18 protein-coding genes and 1 pseudogene are annotated in these 18,413 nt (G+C 44.5%); 14 read left to right on the top strand and 5 right to left on the bottom strand.

Features of this window, described 5'->3' with window-relative positions; all coding sequences use genetic code 11:
* The first annotated feature begins 59 nt into the window (after positions 1-59).
* Together MRBLPE1_RS03740 and MRBLPE1_RS03735 are read left to right on the top strand one after the other, a co-directional pair.
* Positions 60-950: a glycoside hydrolase family 43 protein gene (locus MRBLPE1_RS03740; protein WP_364141687.1), complete on the top strand. Its 891-nt coding sequence runs from the start codon at positions 60-62 to the stop codon at positions 948-950.
* A 79-nt stretch (positions 951-1,029) separates the two neighbouring features.
* The gene (locus MRBLPE1_RS03735) at positions 1,030-1,308 is read left to right on the top strand and encodes a DUF2277 domain-containing protein (RefSeq protein WP_364141684.1); all 279 of its coding nucleotides are present in this window, start codon (positions 1,030-1,032) and stop codon (positions 1,306-1,308) included.
* 21 nt (positions 1,309-1,329) lie between these two features.
* Here the strand turns inward: MRBLPE1_RS03735 and MRBLPE1_RS03730 are convergent, their stop codons facing one another.
* The 5 genes and pseudogenes from MRBLPE1_RS03730 to MRBLPE1_RS03710 all read right to left on the bottom strand — a co-directional run bounded on the left by MRBLPE1_RS03730 (position 1,330) and on the right by MRBLPE1_RS03710 (position 6,972).
* Positions 1,330-2,205, bottom strand: coding sequence for an arylamine N-acetyltransferase family protein (locus MRBLPE1_RS03730; protein WP_364141681.1), 876 nt, complete (start codon positions 2,203-2,205; stop codon positions 1,330-1,332).
* Between the two features lie 173 nt (positions 2,206-2,378).
* On the bottom strand, positions 2,379-3,170 hold the full coding sequence (locus tag MRBLPE1_RS03725) for a DUF2935 domain-containing protein (protein WP_364141678.1): 792 nt from the start codon (positions 3,168-3,170) through the stop codon (positions 2,379-2,381).
* A 114-nt stretch (positions 3,171-3,284) separates the two neighbouring features.
* Positions 3,285-4,607, bottom strand: a complete 1,323-nt coding sequence (locus tag MRBLPE1_RS03720; RefSeq protein WP_414698846.1) for an amino acid permease — start codon at positions 4,605-4,607, stop codon at positions 3,285-3,287.
* 156 nt (positions 4,608-4,763) lie between these two features.
* Positions 4,764-5,617 (bottom strand): annotated as a pseudogene (locus MRBLPE1_RS03715) (manganese catalase family protein).
* 137 nt (positions 5,618-5,754) lie between these two features.
* A complete protein-coding gene (locus MRBLPE1_RS03710; RefSeq protein WP_364141673.1) occupies positions 5,755-6,972 on the bottom strand; it encodes an MFS transporter in 1,218 nt (405 codons plus the stop codon).
* Positions 6,973-7,244: 272 nt separating this feature from the next.
* Between MRBLPE1_RS03710 and MRBLPE1_RS03705 the strand changes: the two genes are divergently transcribed.
* The 12 genes from MRBLPE1_RS03705 (at position 7,245) to MRBLPE1_RS03650 (ending at position 18,357) form a co-directional block, all read left to right on the top strand.
* Positions 7,245-7,874 carry a LysE family transporter gene (locus MRBLPE1_RS03705; protein ID WP_364141670.1) on the top strand — a complete coding sequence of 210 codons (630 nt, stop codon included), beginning with the start codon at positions 7,245-7,247 and terminating at the stop codon, positions 7,872-7,874.
* Positions 7,875-7,965: 91 nt separating this feature from the next.
* The gene (locus tag MRBLPE1_RS03700) at positions 7,966-8,190 is read left to right on the top strand and encodes a spore coat associated protein CotJA (protein ID WP_364141668.1); all 225 of its coding nucleotides are present in this window, start codon (positions 7,966-7,968) and stop codon (positions 8,188-8,190) included.
* 2 nt (positions 8,191-8,192) lie between these two features.
* Entirely contained in the window at positions 8,193-8,456 is a 264-nt protein-coding gene (locus MRBLPE1_RS03695; protein ID WP_364141665.1) for a spore coat protein CotJB, read from the top strand.
* Between the two features lie 41 nt (positions 8,457-8,497).
* Complete coding sequence (locus MRBLPE1_RS03690) at positions 8,498-9,067, top strand: manganese catalase family protein (protein WP_364141663.1); 570 nt, start codon at positions 8,498-8,500, stop codon at positions 9,065-9,067.
* A gap of 200 nt (positions 9,068-9,267) precedes the next feature.
* Positions 9,268-10,272 carry an ROK family protein gene (locus MRBLPE1_RS03685; protein ID WP_414698827.1) on the top strand — a complete coding sequence of 335 codons (1,005 nt, stop codon included), beginning with the start codon at positions 9,268-9,270 and terminating at the stop codon, positions 10,270-10,272.
* A gap of 76 nt (positions 10,273-10,348) precedes the next feature.
* Positions 10,349-11,557 (top strand): MFS transporter, encoded by a 1,209-nt coding sequence (locus tag MRBLPE1_RS03680; RefSeq protein ID WP_364141658.1) that lies wholly within the window; start codon positions 10,349-10,351, stop codon positions 11,555-11,557.
* 20 nt (positions 11,558-11,577) lie between these two features.
* A complete protein-coding gene (locus tag MRBLPE1_RS03675) occupies positions 11,578-11,985 on the top strand; it encodes a response regulator (RefSeq protein WP_364141655.1) in 408 nt (135 codons plus the stop codon).
* Positions 11,986-12,100: 115 nt separating this feature from the next.
* Positions 12,101-12,580: a DinB family protein gene (locus tag MRBLPE1_RS03670; protein WP_364141653.1), complete on the top strand. Its 480-nt coding sequence runs from the start codon at positions 12,101-12,103 to the stop codon at positions 12,578-12,580.
* Positions 12,581-12,867: 287 nt separating this feature from the next.
* Positions 12,868-13,737: a sugar phosphate isomerase/epimerase family protein gene (locus tag MRBLPE1_RS03665; RefSeq protein WP_364141651.1), complete on the top strand. Its 870-nt coding sequence runs from the start codon at positions 12,868-12,870 to the stop codon at positions 13,735-13,737.
* A gap of 22 nt (positions 13,738-13,759) precedes the next feature.
* Complete coding sequence (locus tag MRBLPE1_RS03660; RefSeq protein WP_364141648.1) at positions 13,760-14,863, top strand: Gfo/Idh/MocA family protein; 1,104 nt, start codon at positions 13,760-13,762, stop codon at positions 14,861-14,863.
* 171 nt (positions 14,864-15,034) lie between these two features.
* The gene (locus MRBLPE1_RS03655) at positions 15,035-16,777 is read left to right on the top strand and encodes a sensor histidine kinase (RefSeq protein WP_364141645.1); all 1,743 of its coding nucleotides are present in this window, start codon (positions 15,035-15,037) and stop codon (positions 16,775-16,777) included.
* A 5-nt stretch (positions 16,778-16,782) separates the two neighbouring features.
* A complete protein-coding gene (locus MRBLPE1_RS03650; protein ID WP_364141643.1) occupies positions 16,783-18,357 on the top strand; it encodes a response regulator in 1,575 nt (524 codons plus the stop codon).
* The last annotated feature ends 56 nt before the right edge of the window (positions 18,358-18,413 follow it).

Raw genomic sequence — 18,413 nt, 5'->3', positions numbered from 1 at the left:
ATTTGCAATGTTTTACAATATCGTTATAGCTGTATCCCCATAAAAGGAGCTGTTTGTAAATGAAAGGTAATCATAATCCGATTGTGCCAGGCTGGTACGCTGATCCCGAAGCAAGAACCTATGAAGGAAAGCACTGGATATATGTGACTCGTTCTTATACGGAGTATACGAAGCAAATGAATTTGGATGCGTTCAGTTCCAGTGATTTGATTCATTGGGAAAAGCATGAAGGCATCATTGAAATGTCTGATTTTCCATGGATATGGAGAGCGGTATGGGCGCCTACGATCATTGAGAAGAATGGGAAATATTATTTGGTATTTGCATCGAATGATATCCAAACGAATGGCGAGGTTGGAGGCTTGGAGATTGCAGTGGCTGACCGTCCGGAGGGTCCTTTCAGAGGTTATTTGGACAAACCCCTTATTGATCGCTTCATCCACGCGGCTCAGCCGATCGATGCCCATTTATTTAAAGATGACGATGGGATTATCTATTTGTATTACGGCGGCTGGCGTCATTGTAACGCAGCAAGAATGAACGAGGATATGACAGGGTTCATTCCGTTTGATAACGGTGAAACCTTCTTGTCTATCACGCCTGAGGGCTATGTTGAAGGACCGTGTATGATTAAGAAAGAGGGGCTGTATTATCTGATGTGGTCACTAGGCGATTGGGTGAACGGCTCCTATCGCGTTGCCTACGGTGTCAGCGAGAGCCCGCTTGGGCCATTCGAGAATAAGGGAACCGTTCTTGAGAGACAAGAGCCGGTAGCGGAAGGACCTGGCCATCACGGTTATCTCCATTTGGCTGATAGTGACGAATGGCTTATCGTATACCATCGGAGAGCCATTGGGGACAAGGAAGCAGGAAACCGAATGCTGTGCATAGACCGAATGAGGATTGCAAACGGAGTGATTCAGCCGATCGTCATGACGGATGCTTGGTAAAGTTCGCACGCGATTGCTTCACTTGTGGAATGGTACTATAATTTTTCTTAGGCAATCGTCGACTGAAAGGGAGAGAGCAATGTGCAGAAATATTAAAACCTTATTTAATTTCGAGCCTCCGGCTACGGAAGGGGAAGTGGAAGCAGCTTCACTGCAATTCGTAAGAAAGCTATCCGGGTTTAACTCGCCCTCGAAAGCGAATGAAGAGGCGTTTCATCTGGCTGTGATTGAAGTAGCCGCGGCTGCGCAGAAATTGTTAGACTCCTTGGTTACGAATGCTGAGCCGCGAGACCGTGAGATCGAGATTGAGCGTGCCCGTATAAGAAATGCCAAAAGATTCGGTACGGCTGAATCTTGATCATAGAATGAAAAATGAACCTCAGGTTGCACTGAGGTTCATTTTTTTCCACTCCAAATGAGCTCGCCATACCCTCTTCCAAAGCTCATCCCGCTCTAAGCTGCTGTAGTTAACGAGCTTTTCTCCGAAAATATCCGCTAGGACCTCAAGCCATTGGGACTGATTTTGGATTTCTGCTTTCACAAGGCCGCTATTCACGCGTTTCTTCCATACACAACCTCTAAGCTCATGTCCTTCTGTTTCATTTCGATTCCGAATTAAAAAAGCATCAAACCATGGGGATGCCGTTGAACGGCTGTAATGCTCATGCTTAGGAATAAATTCATCGATATTTAGCACTACGGCAGGGTCAAAATCTACGCCGACAAAGGAAGCGAGGGAGTCATGCTCGATGCGCCAGCCGTTAGATGCCACGCTGGATCCCGTTACTTTATAGAGATATGGAGCTTGCGGATAGGTTCCGAATTGAAGCGGCAAAGGCTCAAAGGGGAGATCGCCGAGGCCGGCATCAATGATCCAAGTTTCTTCTTCAAGCTGTTCATTCATTAAGCTAACCGTTAATCCCAGGTGAAAGGAATTAATACAAGGCTCAGCGCCCATTGGCTGAACGCCCGCTCGATGCATAGAAACCTTGTAGCCGAGTGATTGGAGCAGGAGGCTGAACGCTCCGTTAAGGTGAAAGCAGTATCCGCTTCTGCCGTTTAATATGAGCTGTACGGATTGTTTCCTATCTATAGCTGCAGGTTTGCGGCCGAAAATATCGAGCGTTTGCCAAGATAGATTTTTTACATGGGCTTTGTGCAGCTCGAATAAATAGTATTTCGTCGGAGCTTCGACGTCTGTGACCCCGATTCTGTTTAAATAAGCTTTTATTTCCGCTTTCGTTAATAGATTCATCCACATCACCTCTGCTATTCAAAATCATTGCCGAAGCAGCTGCTTCATGCGTCTTGAATAACATCGTAAGCTTGAACGGTCCGGCAGGCAATATAGAATTGGATCAACTGTACCGGTACAATTGATCTTTTATAGAAGAAATATGATGACAAGCATTCGTTCATAGCAATTGGCTATTGTATTCTAGGTTTTGCTGGATCACATGTGGGGAAAGGAACGGCGCCGCATTCGGCTAATTTTAATAAGTAGTAGCACTCTTCGCGAAACATATGGTCAGGCATGAGAGGATTTATTCGGCTTAGCAATTCGGCGCTTAATTCAAGCTCTTCAATTTCGTTTAAGAACATCATAAAGACGGACATTTCCATATTGACGTCGATATGAAATCTTGCCAGCGCGGGATAGTGTTCACGCATCGTCCTCATATATCCGGTTAGTTCAATTGCTTTTAAATAAAATTCGTTAAAATGCTGTTCGAATCGTTTACTCTTTTGGATTAATCTTTTTTCCACGCCATCGAGTTCCATGGCAATCGCCGAAGCATGCCCGGCTGCATCAGGTAACCATAACAAATCATGGTGCAAGGATGAAAAATGGGGTACGGGTTTTCCTTCTACTAACGCATTCAGTATTTTGATATATTCTTCAAGCTCATTGACCATATGATTAATAAAGGTAGGAGGCATGCCAATGGCGAGCTGTCCAAGCAGCAGGCGATCCAGCAGCATTAGCTTGAATTCGCGGAGATTGGAGGCTAACTCATATGCTTGTTTATTGAGCAGCGACAAACGTGCAGAAGCATCAGGCTGACGAGCCTGTTCGAGTAACTGATCGGATTGCTGGATAAATAGGCTGGCCCTCTCTGCTTCAATCGCTGCTGGCGATAAAGCATAGAAGATAAAACGAGCATGATCACCCAAAATTTGAAGCCAAAATCGATGTTCAAATAGGGCTTGATCTTCCATTTATTTTCCTCCTTTAAATGCATCCATAAGACCAAACATATGATTAAAAACAAGCGAATATGAAAAAGACCCCTAGATGTTAGGAGCCTTTCTGTGAAATTCGATTCATTACTTTTAACTCCTAGTCCGTTCTTGAGGATTCATTCTATCCGGTTTGTCTTTCTTCCATTTCCTATTCATGATCCATGTGACGCAAAAAATCAATGCAAGAAAGCTTAGGCTGATAAAGAAACCAGGCCGGCTTTTGTGGTGAAATAACGTGCCAATGACTGCTAAGAGTACAAGACTTATGCCGGTCCAGCATTTTATTCGGCCCCAAACCGTTTGGGTTAATAATTTATTGGATGTGACCAGAATGAACATCCAATTGTACAGCAGCATTAAGCCGGCAGCCGTCGTAATGTACTCATATATTTTATCGGGCATTAACAATGCCAAGAGAATCGAACCGAATAAAGCGAAAGTGGTCACGCCAATCGCACAATAAGGCGTCTTTTTTTTGTTTTTGCTGAGCTTGGCGAATAGGGGCGGCGCATTTTTATTTTTCGCAAGCGTGACTAATATGGTTGTAACGGCAAAAAGGGAAGCAATCATGGTCGAGAAGCCGGCGATGATAAATACCGCATTGAATAAATGAGGTACAAAAGCGATGCCATATCCTTTTAGAGAGAAAACAAACGGGCTTTCATTGGCGCTGATTGCATGCCAGGGCGTCAAGCTTAGCGCAAGCAATAGAGATGCCATGTATAAAAACGCCAGTAGGCCGATCATAAGTCTGCCTGCTTTTGGCGCATCCTTAGCATTTTTAAGGCGTAACGCCATAAGCCCCATGATTTCAATCCCGCCAAACGAATAGAACGCATAGATCAAACACGACCATGCCCCTCGCAATCCCGTAGGGAAAATAGGAACAGGCCATTTGGGCGCATACTTACCATCTCCGAACCATCCGATAAGCGCGCTTATTGCAATCAACAGAAAAGCGACAATAGCGGCTAACTTTAGAACGGCAAACAAATGCTCTGCGCGTTCGAAACCTTTTGTTCCGATTAAAATAACCCCGATACCTAATACGCCGTATACGGCTGCAAAAATCCAAATGGGAACCCCCGGAAACCATAAACGGGTAAAAAGAGATAAGGCTGCCATTTGGCTCCCCATGATTAACAGCTCAGAAGAAAGATAAACCCAGCCGCTGCTGAAACCAGCCCATCGCCCAAAGGCTTCAGCGGCGTATACGCAAAAAGATCCCTCTTTAGGATCCGTGGCGGTCATGCGCGCTAAAACATCAAAAACGACAAACGTGCCGATGGCGGCAATAATAAAGGCAGGTATGATTGCAGGTCCGCCTATGCTTATTCCAACGCCCGTTCCCAAAAAATAACCTGTACCAATCGTACATGCAACGCCCATTAAGGAAAGCTGCCACCATTGCATGGGTTGTTCTTTTGTTTTCAAGTTAAACCTCTCCCGCTATATGATATTGCGAGTCTTCGCAACAAATCTTCGCATCAAGGAAATAAAACCCTGCTTTAAAAGCAGGGTTTTATACATTTTCATTAAAGGAAGGAATACACATTTTCATTAAACCGCTTATGCATTCATATCGTATAGCCCAGGGCTATGCTCACTTGGCAACTCGGGTAGAACAGGCAATGGAAATCCATCCGGAGGCTGAACGACTTTCAATTCTCCATCGTTTCTGCTTGGCGTTTGGCCGTTGAATATTTCACCGATTCGTGTAGAATCCATTCGGAAATTAAACTTAGCGTTGTGATAGCCCAATTCAACATATTTGCGGCATTCTGGATACTTGTTAACATCGTAATTCGGCACAGGAAATAGATTGCCCCAATCGACCCCCAGCGTTTCAAGAGCTTTAGCAAAGGCGTTCTGATGCGCGTTATCACGGACCATTAAAAAGGCCAGCGTCTCCCGAAACGTCTTGTTCGAGCTCATTTCATAAATGCGGGACTTTTGAAGAACTCCGGTTGACTCCAGCATCAAATTATTTAATAGGTCACTGATTAAATTCCCATGGCTGTACACGTAATTCCCTAGCCAAGGATTACCTGCAGCATCAAGAGGGAGCGAGCTTTGCGCACCCACGATAAAATGATGGGGATTAGCGTGCTTAACCGCTTCGTCAAGCGGAGCAGAATCGACTCCTGCATTTCCCGGGCGTTCTTCGCCGGACCCGTTCAGCAACTGGTTAATCGTATGTTGAACGAGTTCTACATGGCTGATTTCCTCTAGAAACACACCACGGATTAAATCACGGTATTGTGTTGCATTTCCGCGGAAATTGCTGCTTTGGAAGAAATATTGCATCATCGTTCGCATTTCTCCGAATTGGCCGTAAGTGTTTCTTGTAGTACCTTTGCTGCTGCGGGATCAGGCTTATCAACGACAACGTTATTGATTAAATCTTCTTTGTAGAAATACAACTCTTAACCTCATTTCATACAGTGATTGGAGTAAAGAAAAAAATTGAATGTTATCGCTTGTCTAACTGGCTTGCTTATATTATCTCTAACCGTAATATTTATACATTTGCAATTTGATTTCCAAAAAGCATGGACGATTATTGGGCCTTTGCTTTTTCAGTACCCGGTTTAATAAATAACAGTGCTATGAAGCAGCAAGCACAAGCGATGGCAGCAAAAATGTAAAATAACCATTCAATATGTTTTAAAAGAATAGAAGCGACCAGAGGACCGCACGCAACGCCAATGAATCGTGTGCTGCTGTACAAAGAGGTAATCGTTCCGCGTTTTTGCTTCTCTATTCCTTCCGTAATAAGTGCATCTAAGCTGGGAAGAGCAAGACCAATGCCTATTCCGCTTATAAACATTAAGGAAATCAGAAAAAATAAGCTTTTTGTATTTGTGAATCCGCAGACAAGCATGGCTGCAGCCACTAGACCCAGTCCGATCACCGTGTACCATTTCATCTTCTGCTTATTTTCACCAACCCATTTTCCTGCTGCAAAAGAGGCTGCGCAAATGGCAGAGAGTGGAATAGCAAGCAGCATGCCTTTCCAAATACCGTTTATATGATAATTATTCTCAAGTACAGATGATAAATAGTAGAGAAAGCCGAACATAATAAACATGGCGCTTCCACCAATTACAAATATGACGTATAACCAATGGCCTTTTTCAGAGAGTATGCCTTTCAAGCCGGTTAAAAAATGTTTGAAATGGACCGTTTTTTTATTTGTTTGTTTTGGTGCTTTTACCAAAAATATAACGGCGATGATCGAAATGGCTGATATAACCGGAATAACAACTAACGGGAGGAACCAGACAATTAGCGCTAATGCAGATCCAAGAATCGGACTTAAAACTTTTCCGAACGTATTAGAAGTTTCAATCATGCCAAGTCCATTGCTCACTTCTTCCTCGCTTTGAAACATATCGCCAACTAATGGCAATACGATTGGGAAAGCTCCGGCGGCCCCGATTCCCTGAATAATTCTGCCTGCCAAAATAATTTCGTAAACATGACTATCCATTAACCATGCTGCCAGTCCTGAGATTAATCCGCCGAGTGCGGCTATCGATAATCCAATGAGGATAATTAATTTCCTTCCAAAACGATCGGAAAGAAAACCGGCTATTGGAATACATAAGATCGATATGGCGGCGTAAACCGTAATAATTAGACTAGATTGAAGCGAAGAGATATTTAATTTTTTTTGTATGAGCGGAAGGATGGGAATGAGCATTGAATTCGCAAGTGTCATTATCAGCGGAATGGAGGCGAGAGCTGCTAAATCCCATTTTTTTTTCTCGATCACTAATATTCCCCCACCTTGCTCAGATTTATTGTTGAAAATTAATGATGCCGCATATACGTAATCATCCGTTATGCGTCATTTTTTTTATTCAGGGAATGAAACAACTGTATTGTTTCCTTGAGTAATCCGTTTATGCGTTGAGGCTGCCAGATGTAAAGATCATCATGATTCAAAATTTTGGTTTTATTCTGTAGGCTCTGTTTCCTTATTTGTAATAAGTCACTGTTCGAACAATAGAATAGTACAAGCTTATTTATAGGGAGTGTACAGGAATGAACATATTATTCGGTTATGTATTTTTGGGTTTATCTTTATCTGCACCGATTGGGCCAATAAATGCTGCCCAATTAAATGCGGGAATTAAACGGGGGTTTTGGTATGCCTGGCTTCTGGGACTTGGCGCTTTGATTGCGGATATTATTTATATGCTCGTCGTCTTTATGGGAAGCGTCCATTTGATTAAGATACCGTTCGTGCAAGCATTTTTATGGCTATTCGGTAGTTTCATCCTGATTTACTCTGGCATTGAGAGCCTAAAAAGCAGTCGTATACTTGTATCGGAGTTTAGAAAGCAAAAAGAACAAACGTATATGAAAGCTTTTTTGTCCGGCTTTTTTTTGTCGCTGTCTAACCCAATGACCATTTTGTTTTGGCTTGGCATTTATGGTTCCGTGCTTGCGGATACCGCCTCTAAATATGATTTGAAACACTTAATTATTTATAGCTGCGCAATTATTTCCGGTATTTTGATTTGGGATGTAACCATGGCCGGAATAGCAAGCTATGCCCGTAAATGGTTAACTGACCGCGTGCTTAAATCCATCTCTATCCTATCAGGCCTATCCCTTGTCATTTTTGGCCTACACTTTGGATATAAAGGAATTCAATTTATATTGGCCTAACCGTCTGTCTATACATATTGCAGGAATTAAATACAAGTATTTATACATATGATGTTTTGAAGCATTTAACGAGGTGAGAGGAGACATCATCGTGAACGAACAGGTGCGATACTATAAGCCCTTCGTTAGTCCGTTAGATCCATGTCCGCCGATTCGCATAAAAAGCTATAGCACGCCGCCGCAATTGTTTATCCCGTTCCAGCCGCCGAATCTTCCACAATTCACGCCCTTCGAAGCATTAAAATACGGTACCCTTTGGCCGCAGCTATATAGTCCTTACGGGTCTAAAAACGTTAGAGCGGAAGAAGGTGATTAAAGGTGTCCATCGTATTGAATGAGGAATATTACAAGCTGCTGCATGAATTGCAGGCTGTTGATTTTGTTTTAGTTGAGTTGAATTTATATTTGGATACACATCCGATGGATTCGAATGCCATACAGCAATACAACCAATATGCGCAGCTCAGGCAGCAAATTGCCCACCGTTATGAGTCACAGTACGGACCCTTGAAAAATTTCGGACAGAGTCTCTCCAGCACGCCGTGGTGTTGGAATGATGCGCCATGGCCTTGGCAGGTTTAGATCGCGTCTGGAAAGCTCTTATTTTGGAGGAGGTGCCGTAAATGTGGGTATATGAGAAAAAGCTGCAATATCCGGTTCGAGTCAGCAAATGCGATCCTTTAATGGCTAAGTTTTTAATGGAACAATATGGGGGTGCCGACGGGGAGCTCGCAGCGGCGCTTCGTTATTTGAACCAGCGTTACTCGATTCCGGATAAAGTTATTGGATTGCTTACGGATATTGGCACAGAGGAATTTGCGCATCTCGAGATGATCGCCACCATGATCTACAAGCTGACTAAGGACGCGACGCCGGAGCAGCTAAGGAAAGCGGGCTTGGGCGATCATTTTGTCGCGCATGACAACGCCTTATTTTATCAGAATGCATCCGGTGTGCCGTGGACGGCTGCCTATATCCAAGCGAAGGGTGACCCGATCGCGGACTTGTATGAGGACATTGCGGCGGAAGAGAAAGCGCGTGCGACTTATCAATGGCTGATCGATTTGACGGACGACGTGGATTTGCAGGACAGCTTGAAGTTCCTCCGGGAGCGGGAAATCGTGCATTCGCTGCGGTTCCGGGAAGCGGTAGAAATACTTAAGGAAAAGCGGGATGAAAAGATATTTTATTAATGATTAGCCTCTCTACAGTCATGTTTGACTGTGGGGAGGTTTTTTTATTTTCAATCCATTTACGTGAGTTAGGGTGTGCAGAAAATGCGTTCACTTCTTATCTCATTTTAATGACGCATCTTGACACCGATGGAGGATCGAGATATAAATAAAGTATGTTTATAAAGTGTATTTATTAAATGTCTTTAATAAGGAGGGCCATGGTGGAGAAAGGCAATGCAAATTTAATGAAAGAAATAAACTTGAATAATCTGCGTCGCGTGTTGAAGCAGGTAGGAATAGCAACGAAGCCCCAACTTGCTGCAATGACGGGGCTTAGCGTCGTAACCATCAACTCGCTTGTGAAAGAACTGCTTGATTTTGGAGAGCTGTTAGAAGATAAATCAATTCCCTCGAACGGAGGGAGACCAGCGTTAACCTATCGGTTCAATTATGATTTCAGTCTCGCGCTAGCCATACACTTGAATGAAAAACAAGGCAGCGACGTCATTTTCGCATCGGTAGTTAATTTACGCGAGGACATTTTAATGAGAGAAGAACATGTGATCCAAGTGTTCGATCTTCATCGTTTCTTAGAAATGATCGATCGTATTCTTGCTTTATTCCCTTCCATTAAATCGATCGGCATCGGAATTCCCGGACAGACCATAAATGACAAAATTGCAGTGACCAGCCATGAAGAACTGCAAGGCATCAGCCTTTTGGCAGAGGTACAGTCCAAATTTAGTTTGCCTGTGATTTTGGAGAATGACGTGAATGCTGCCGTTAGCGGTTATTGCTTCAAAGAACAGTTAAGCGAGAATCAGATCGTATTAGGTGTTTATTTCCCCGAAAAATCTCCACCGGGGTTAGGCATTTTTCTGGATGGAAAAATTGTAAAAGGGAAAAACGGCATGGCGGGAGAAATCAAATTTCTTCCCATGGACATCGATTGGAAAATAAGGTTATCCACAGAAGAATTCTTAGAGATCGTTTGTAAAGTTATGCAAACGCTCCATGCTGTACTTGCGCCGGATCAGATCGTGATTTATCGCGAAAATTTAGAAGAAAGCGCTTTGCTTCAGGCATGGGAATCGTTTATAGCAAAATATAACCTTCCATCGCTCCCTGAAATTAGCGTATCCGATACGTTTATTAAGGATTTCGAAGAGGGCATGAAATGGTTAGCCTTACAGGAGCTAAACCCGTCTGCTCTGAATTTCTAGTAAAGTGGGCTATAACGAAAAGGATCACTCTTGGATAGGCAGACAGAGTTATTTTACATTTAAAAGGAGTTTACTTATGGCAACATGGTTTCTAATCATTATTTATCTTGCGTTTATCAGCTTAGGGATTCCTGACTCGCTGCTTGGCGCCGCATGGCCGGTCATGCATCCTGAAATCGGGGCTTCGTTCGAATCGGCGGGAATGCTGTCCATGATAGTATCAGCCGGAACCATACTATTCAGCTTGTTCAGCGGCGCTATTATCGAGAAGTTCGGAACAGGCAAGGTGACTTTAATCAGCTGTATCTTGACGGCCGGGGCGCTGCTGGGCTTTTCATTTTCGCCTTCATTGTTGTGGCTTTTGATTTTGGCCATCCCTCTCGGACTTGGAGGAGGAGCTGTCGATGCAGGGCTCAATAACTATGTAGCCATACACTATAAAGCCCATCATATGAGCTGGCTGCATTGTTTCTGGGGTGTAGGAGCGACCATGGGTCCGCTGATTATGTCCTACTTTATTGCGAATCAAAACTCATGGAGACAGGGCTATCTGCAGGTAGCGATGATCCAATTTGGTCTCGTAATCGTCTTGCTTGCGACGCTTCCATTATGGAAACGAGTAGCCTCCCTAAAACAGTCTTCCGAATCAGCCGGGAAAGCCGAACCGCTCAGCAAAAACATGGTAACGCAATCCGAAACGATGAGGCATACCAATCTACTCCGCATAAAAGGCGTTAAGCCTTCGCTCATTGCCTTTTTATTTTACTGCGGCGTTGAAGCAACGGTCGGTTTATGGGGGGCTAGCTACTTGGTCGGCTCGAAAAATATTTCTGCGGAAACCGCTGCTAGTTGGATATCTTTGTACTACGGCGGAATAACGGCGGGAAGGCTCATCACCGGATTCATAACGCTTAAAATGAACAATCGCGTACTCATTCTGCTCGGCCAGCTCGTTGCGCTTACGGGCGGACTGATACTATTGCTGCCATTGCCTGACCTATTCACTCTCATTGGATTTATTCTTATCGGCTTAGGTCTTGCACCTATCTATCCGGGTCTGCTTCATGAAACGCCGGAACGGTTCGGAAAAGAAAACTCGGCTAAATTGATGGGCTATCAAATGGCAGTTGCCTACACAGGCACTACGCTGCTGCCCCCTCTTTTTGGTGTTATCGCTTCATATGCAAGCATTTCGTTGTTCCCGGTATCCGCACTGGCCTTTATTCTTTTCATGCTGATCAGTTCAGAGAAAGTAAACCGAACATTGAAACAAAGGTCTTTATAGAAATATCCGAGGTGAATTTCATGATTAAAGTATTGATTGTGGATGGTGAAAGCAGGGCAAGAGATATCATTAAAACGTTTGTTCAATGGGAAAAGCTTGGAATGGAGCTAGTCGGAGAAGCAGGGGACGGACAAGATGCGCTTCGCCAAACGGAGGAGCTGCATCCGCATGTCGTTATTACAGATATACAGATGGCAGGCACATGCGGAGCTGGGCTGCTGCAAACCCTGCATGAACGCTATCCTCAAATAAGGACGATTGTCGTCAGCGCCTCTACTGATTATCATTACGCGGCGGAAGCACTTCGATACCGAGTTTTGGATTATTTGCTTAAGCCCGTCGATCGGATAGAATTGAATACCGTGCTTCTAAACTGTAAGAGAATTATCCGTTCAAAGAATAGGATTGGCATAGAGAATATTACCTGAAAAGACTTTTCCATTTCGTAAAAGTGATTTACTTTGGGAGTAAGTATTTGGTAAAATTTACATGGTAACAAAGAGGCGAAAGCTAAAATAACCTTGGCTGAGGGAGCGGATTCGGATGTTTAAGACTAATATTTTGAAACAATTTAATATGACTAGAGATACCCTATTGAAATCGATTCGTGATATTTCAGATGCAGATGCCGATGTTATGCCTAATGGATTTAATAACACGATAAGATGGAATATTGGCCATATTCTTACTTCTGCTGATCGAAGCTTTGCCATTGCAAATTTAACGACAAAACTTCCGCCCGATTACAAATCATTATTTTTAACCGGTACTTCACCGAAAAATTGGACAATTGACGCTCCGTCCTTACAGGAATTATTTGTACAGCTGAAAGAGCAAAAACAAGCGATGCAGGAAATTTTTTCGGATCGCTTAGACGAAAAGCTGGAAACCCCTCTTAAATTGTCCTTATATGAAGGTTATGAGTTAGATTCCATTGGTGAGGTGTTGAACTTTTTTGTTTTTCATGAGGCCATGCACCTTGGGTACATCAATGCATTGAAGCGTACCATACAAGGCAATTGAGTTAACAGAGCAGCTGGACAATAAGTTTTTTTTATAAAAGTTAACCTCTCCGTTGCGAGCATAGTCGCGGGGAGGTTTTTTTGTGAAGTCATTTTATTATTTCAAATAGAATGGCGCCAAAAAAATCCGATAAGCTGAAAGCTGAAAAAAGAAAAAAAGTGCGGAAATTCAATAGAGGAATGACGGATACGTGAAAGAAAGAAAGGCTGCGTTCCTCTATTATATTAAATAAGAACGACAGCTCAAGAAGTGCTGAAAATTAAATGTTGACGGGGGTATGTATTCGAATGACGATCGCAACGGGCATTAATATTTTTTCTGTGTACAGGGAACTAGGCGAGGATTACTTTGGCACGCTGGAGAAGGTCGCCGATGCAGGGTATGTGAATATTGAACTTGTCGGATTTAACATGAAGACTTTTACGCGTTACATCGACGAGATTCCAATGGAATCGGCTAGGGATAAATTCAAAGAGCTTGGCCTGAAGGCGGTTTCTGTCCACGAGGGCACGGCCCCGGGGCAAGAACTGATTTCTCATGATTGGGATACCATTATGAAGTATTATGCAGGACTCGAGTGCGAGAACATCGTACTCCCTTCCGTATGGATCAAAGACCGCGAGGACACGCTGCGTACCGCCGAACAAATGAACAGCGTCGGGAAGAAAATGAAAGAGGGCGGCTTTCAGTTCTATCTGCACAACCATGCCCATGAATTCAAAAAAATCGGCGATCAAACGCTGTTCGACCTTCTTTTGCAAAATACGGATCCATCCTATGTGAAATTCGAAATTGATCTTGCGTGGGTGATGCGCGCAGGCATAGATCCGATTGCCGTTCTGGAGAAGCTTGGAGACCGCTGCGATATTGTTCATCAGAAGGATTTAAGCAAAAATCTTGCGGGCCAGCTTAACATTATGGAAGCGATGCAGCAGGGCGGCGACGAGGCTCTTGAACCCTTTGAGGTCTACCGGAAATATATTGGGCCCGGTGATTTCGTTGATCTCGGAACGGGTATCTTTGATTTCGCCGCGGCCTACGAGCAGATCCGCGCGATGGGACATATCCGTTATGCGCTTGTCGAGAACGAGGGAGAGTCGGATGACAAGATTGGCAGCATCCGCAATGATTTAATCGTGCTTCAGAAATATGTTTAGACCATAAGGAGGAGAGTTTAACATGAACAACGGAAAGTTGAAGATCGGAATTATCGGATGCGGAGGCATTGCCAACCAAAAGCATATGCCGTCGCTAGCCAAGCTCACGCATTTGGGCGAAATGGTTGCATTCTGTGATGTCATAGAAGAGAGCGCTCAAAAAGCAGCCAAAAATTTTGGCAGTGATAACGCGAAGGTATACACCGATTACAAGGAATTGTTAAAAGATGAATCCATCGATGTGGTCCATGTTCTGACCCCAAACCTTCAGCATTCCTACATAACGGTAGATGCGCTCGAGGCAGGCAAGCATGTCATGTGTGAAAAGCCGATGGCGATCAATTCCATAGAAGCTAAAAAAATGGTGGACGCCGCAAACCGGACGGGTAAGAAGCTGACGATTGGTTACCAAAACAGGTTCAGGAACGATTCTCAGGTGCTGCATAAAGCTTGCCGCGAAGGCCAATTGGGTGACATCTATCTTTCCAAGGCGCATGCGGTTCGCAGAAGAGGCGTTCCTACATGGGGCGTATTCCTTGACAAAGAGCAGCAGGGCGGCGGACCTTTAATTGATTTGGGCACGCATGCGCTCGATTTAGCCTTATGGTTTATGGACAACTATAAGCCGAAATCGGTGTCAGGCTCCGTATTTTACAAAATGTCCGATAAGTTCGAAGGCAATATGATGGGGCCTTGGGATCCGGAAAAGTATCATGTGGAAGACTCCGCGTTCGGATTTATTAAAATGGAAAATGGCGCTACGATTTTCTTGGAATCGGCATGGGCGCTAAATACGACCGACGCAAAGGAAGCCATGACTACGCTTTGCGGAACGGAAGGCGGAGCAGAAATGAGAGCCAGTTCGGTTTTTGGCAAAAGCGATGTCATCTTTAACAGCACCAAGCATGGCCAGCTCGTAGAAACGAAACCTTCCATTAGCGGCGGGATCGCCTATTTCGGTCCAGGAGCAGAGGAAGATGGGGTGAAGGAGGCAAGGCAGTGGCTTGAAAGCATCCTAAATGATACAGAGCCGCTCGTTAAACCGGAGCAAGCCCTGGTTGTCACGCAGATTTTAGAAGCTATTTATACCTCGGCGGAAACGGGCAAGGTCGTAGAATTCGAATAGCCTCCTCGCAGGATCCGTCGATAGTGAATAGAAAAGCAGGCCTTTCCAGCACTTGGAAAGGTTTTTCTGCACTCGTATGGGAAATCGCTTATCTTTTAAGGAGCGGTCTCCGGCTAATCGTGGTATAATGCTCATTGTTTATTTGTCTGGCATAAGGAGGCATTCGGGCACTTGAAGTTATTCAATCGTTCGTTATTTAACTCACTCCGCTTTAAGCTGGTAGCAGGACTTATGCTCATCATGCTGCCGATGGTATCATTTCTAATTTATAACAACTTTTATTCGATGGATGTCGTGCGTAACCAAGTGGCGCAATCCAACAGCAACATGCTAAATCTATACATGGGTTTAATCGATACTACGCTGCTGGATATCGACAATTACTTACTCAAATTCGCCGCGGAAGAAACCGGCTTATATATACTCGACCGTCTGCCCGAGGTCGATGATGATTTGTACAATCTGGAACGGATATGGCTTTTTACGGAGCTGAGAGACAATGCCACCTATTACAAGGCATTGGATTATTTCTTCGTGTATTCTCCTTTGAATCAGGATTTGCTGTTCGCGCCTAAGCTGACGGGCTCCGTTTATACGAATAATGATTCCGTTAAGGAAGCCATTTCCGGGCTGCTGGGCGATGAACAAGCCATGAAGAACTATCCATACGACACATGGACCGTCCTGCCTATGGACGGGCAGAATTATCTTTTACATATTATCAAAGCCGGCAACTTGTACATAGGAGCAGGCGTTAACGCGGATGATGTGATGGGCCCGCTTGATCTTCTCGATCTGGGCACCGAAGGCAGATCGCTGCTGGTGGACGGAAATAATGCCCCCCTCCAGGACGCGGCCTTCTTTAAAGAACATGAAATCGATTTATCCTACACGCCCCATACGTACCGGCTAACCGGCGCCGAAGACCAATATCTCGTAATTGGCGAGGAGTCTGGCATTGGTGAATTCGGACTGGTGGCCGTCGTTCCCGACCAGAACATATTAGAAAAGCTTCCTTATTTGCAGAGGATCATTTTGCTAATTGCAACGGGATCTATCTTGATCCTATTGGTTTCCGTTTATTTCCTGCGGAGAGTCGTTTTATTGCCAATCAACCGGATCGTCGTGGCGATGCGCAAAATCAAAGAAGGCTATATGGAAGCAAGAATACCGAATAAACCGGCTTCCAATGAATTCGAGATGATGAACGAGACGTTCAACAGCATGGTTTGTGATATTCAACAGTTGAAAATTGACGTCTACGAGGAACAATTGATTAACCAGAAAGCAGAGCTTAAGCAACTTCAGCTTCAGATAAACCCTCATTTTTTTCTGAACAGCTTAAATATCGTATATTACTTGGCCCAGGAGAAGAAATACGGATTAATTCAGGAACTCTCCTTCTCTCTGATCCGCTACTTCCGATTTATGTTTCGCAGCCAGACGGATTATGTTCTGCTGCAGGACGAGCTAAGCCATACCGAAAATTATTTAAAAATCCAAAATTTCCGTTTTCCCGGAAGCTTGACTTACGCGATTTCCGCCGAAGATGAGCTGCGAGATTGTTACATTCCGCCGTTAATCATCCAAAGCTTTGCGGAAAATACCATCAAGCATGCGATTAATACGGATGATCCCACTCATATCGCTATAGAGATCGGGAGAAACGATTGCATGCCTGAAGATAGGCTGCTCATCCGAATTCGCGACACTGGCCGAGGCTTCTCAGAGGATGTGCTGCAGATGCTCCATCAGGAGATGAACCTGATGAATGAGGAGGGCGAGCATATCGGAATCTGGAATGTGAGGCGCAGATTGCGTTTGTTGTACGGAGATAAGGCTGGCATAGCTTTTTCAAACGAAAATGGAGCTGTTGTGGAAATGATCTTGCCTTTATCGAGAGAAATGAGGTAGAGAGAATGTACCGATTATTAATTGTTGATGATGAGGCCGTTATTGCGAATGGCATTAAATCGAGCGTCGATTGGCAAAAGCTAGGCATAGTAAACGTATCCATAGCCCACAACCTCCGGCAAGCCAAGGAAGAATTCGATAACCAGCCGTTCGATATGATGATTTGCGATATCGAAATGCCGCAGGGAAACGGACTTGAGCTCTTTGAGTGGGTACGTGAGCAGTATCCGCAAACAGAGTGCGTCTTCCTGACCTGTCACGCAGACTTTCAATATGCCAAGAAAGCGCTGCAGCTGGGCAGCTTCGAATATCTGCTTAAGCCGGTTCCCCATGACGAATTGAAGTTGGTGATGACGAAGCTCATCGAGAAGATCAGAAAGGAAAAGGAATCGGCCACAAGGGAGAACGAGCGTTTTTGGCAGGATGTGCTCAGTCAAGCGATTCCCTCGAATTTGGATAAAATGATGGAGGTCATCGGAAAGCAGAAGCTTCCGTATGGCAGGGACATGAGGTTTTTACCTGTCGTTATCAGCATTCAGCATTGGGAAAAATCATTAACGGCACGGGACTCGCAAATTATGGAGTACGCGCTGCGCAACGCCTTGGAAGAGGTCGTTATTCAACAAGACAAGACCGCACAGATCGTAAGAATTAATCCGGACCACCTGCTGATTGTCTTCACGAAGGACCAGCTGCCTGATGAAGGCTGCGATTATTTTCTCAAGGAAATTAAAGTCCGCTGCAAGGCTTTTATCGAGGTATGCAATCATTATTTGTATTGCCATCTCTCCTGCATGATCGGCAAGTCGGTACAGGCGCATGGAGTACGGAATATGGTTGAAGACTTAATGGCGTTCAAAAAGAACCAAGTGAATTGCGTGGACCGCGTGATCTTAATCGATGAGCGGATGAAGAAAGAATCCCAAATCCCGCTGCCGCCCATGAATGTATGGTCAGAGCTCATCAAGCAGGGAAATAAGAAAAAGCTGCTCGACGAGTCGCAGCAATTTCTGGATTCATGGAAGCGCATCGAGTGCTTGGGAACCAAGGGGCTGCAGCAGTTTTACCAAAGCTTTCTGCAGATGATCCTGCATACGCTGCAGCAGCAAGGGCTGCGCGCGGATGAAATTTTCTCGGACCATTTGCTCCCAGAGCGGATTCTGTCTGCGACACGCAGCGTGAAGGATCTTCAGGATTGGGTGAAGGATGTATTAGAGAAAGCGCTCGTTCACATTCAGGGATTGGATTCGAATGAAACCGTCGTAGAGAAGATCAAGCGGTATATCGCGCTTCACATCGATGAGGAGCTTTCAAGACAGTACATCGCAGACTATATAGGGCTAAGCCCGGATTATATCGTTAAATTGTTCAAGAAAGAAACGGGGCTTTCGATATCCGACTATATTTTGAGGGAACGGATCAGTCTGGCGAAGGAGCTGCTGTCCATGACGGATACGACCATCAGTAATATAGCGCTTACGGTTGGTTTCTCCAACTTTTCATATTTCTCCACGCTGTTTAAAAAAGAAGTTTCGATGACACCCCAGGATTACCGCAGAGGGTGTTGTCTATCACAATAAAACGGCGCCGTTAGAGGATTGAACGCCTCTGACGGCCATTTTTTTACTCTTTCCGT

Source organism: Paenibacillus sp. LPE1-1-1.1 (genome assembly GCF_040676435.1).
In the GTDB taxonomy this organism is placed as follows: domain Bacteria; phylum Bacillota; class Bacilli; order Paenibacillales; family Paenibacillaceae; genus Pristimantibacillus.
The sequence above is the reverse complement of the archived record's forward strand: the minus strand, read 5'-3'. Positions and strand labels throughout refer to the sequence as shown.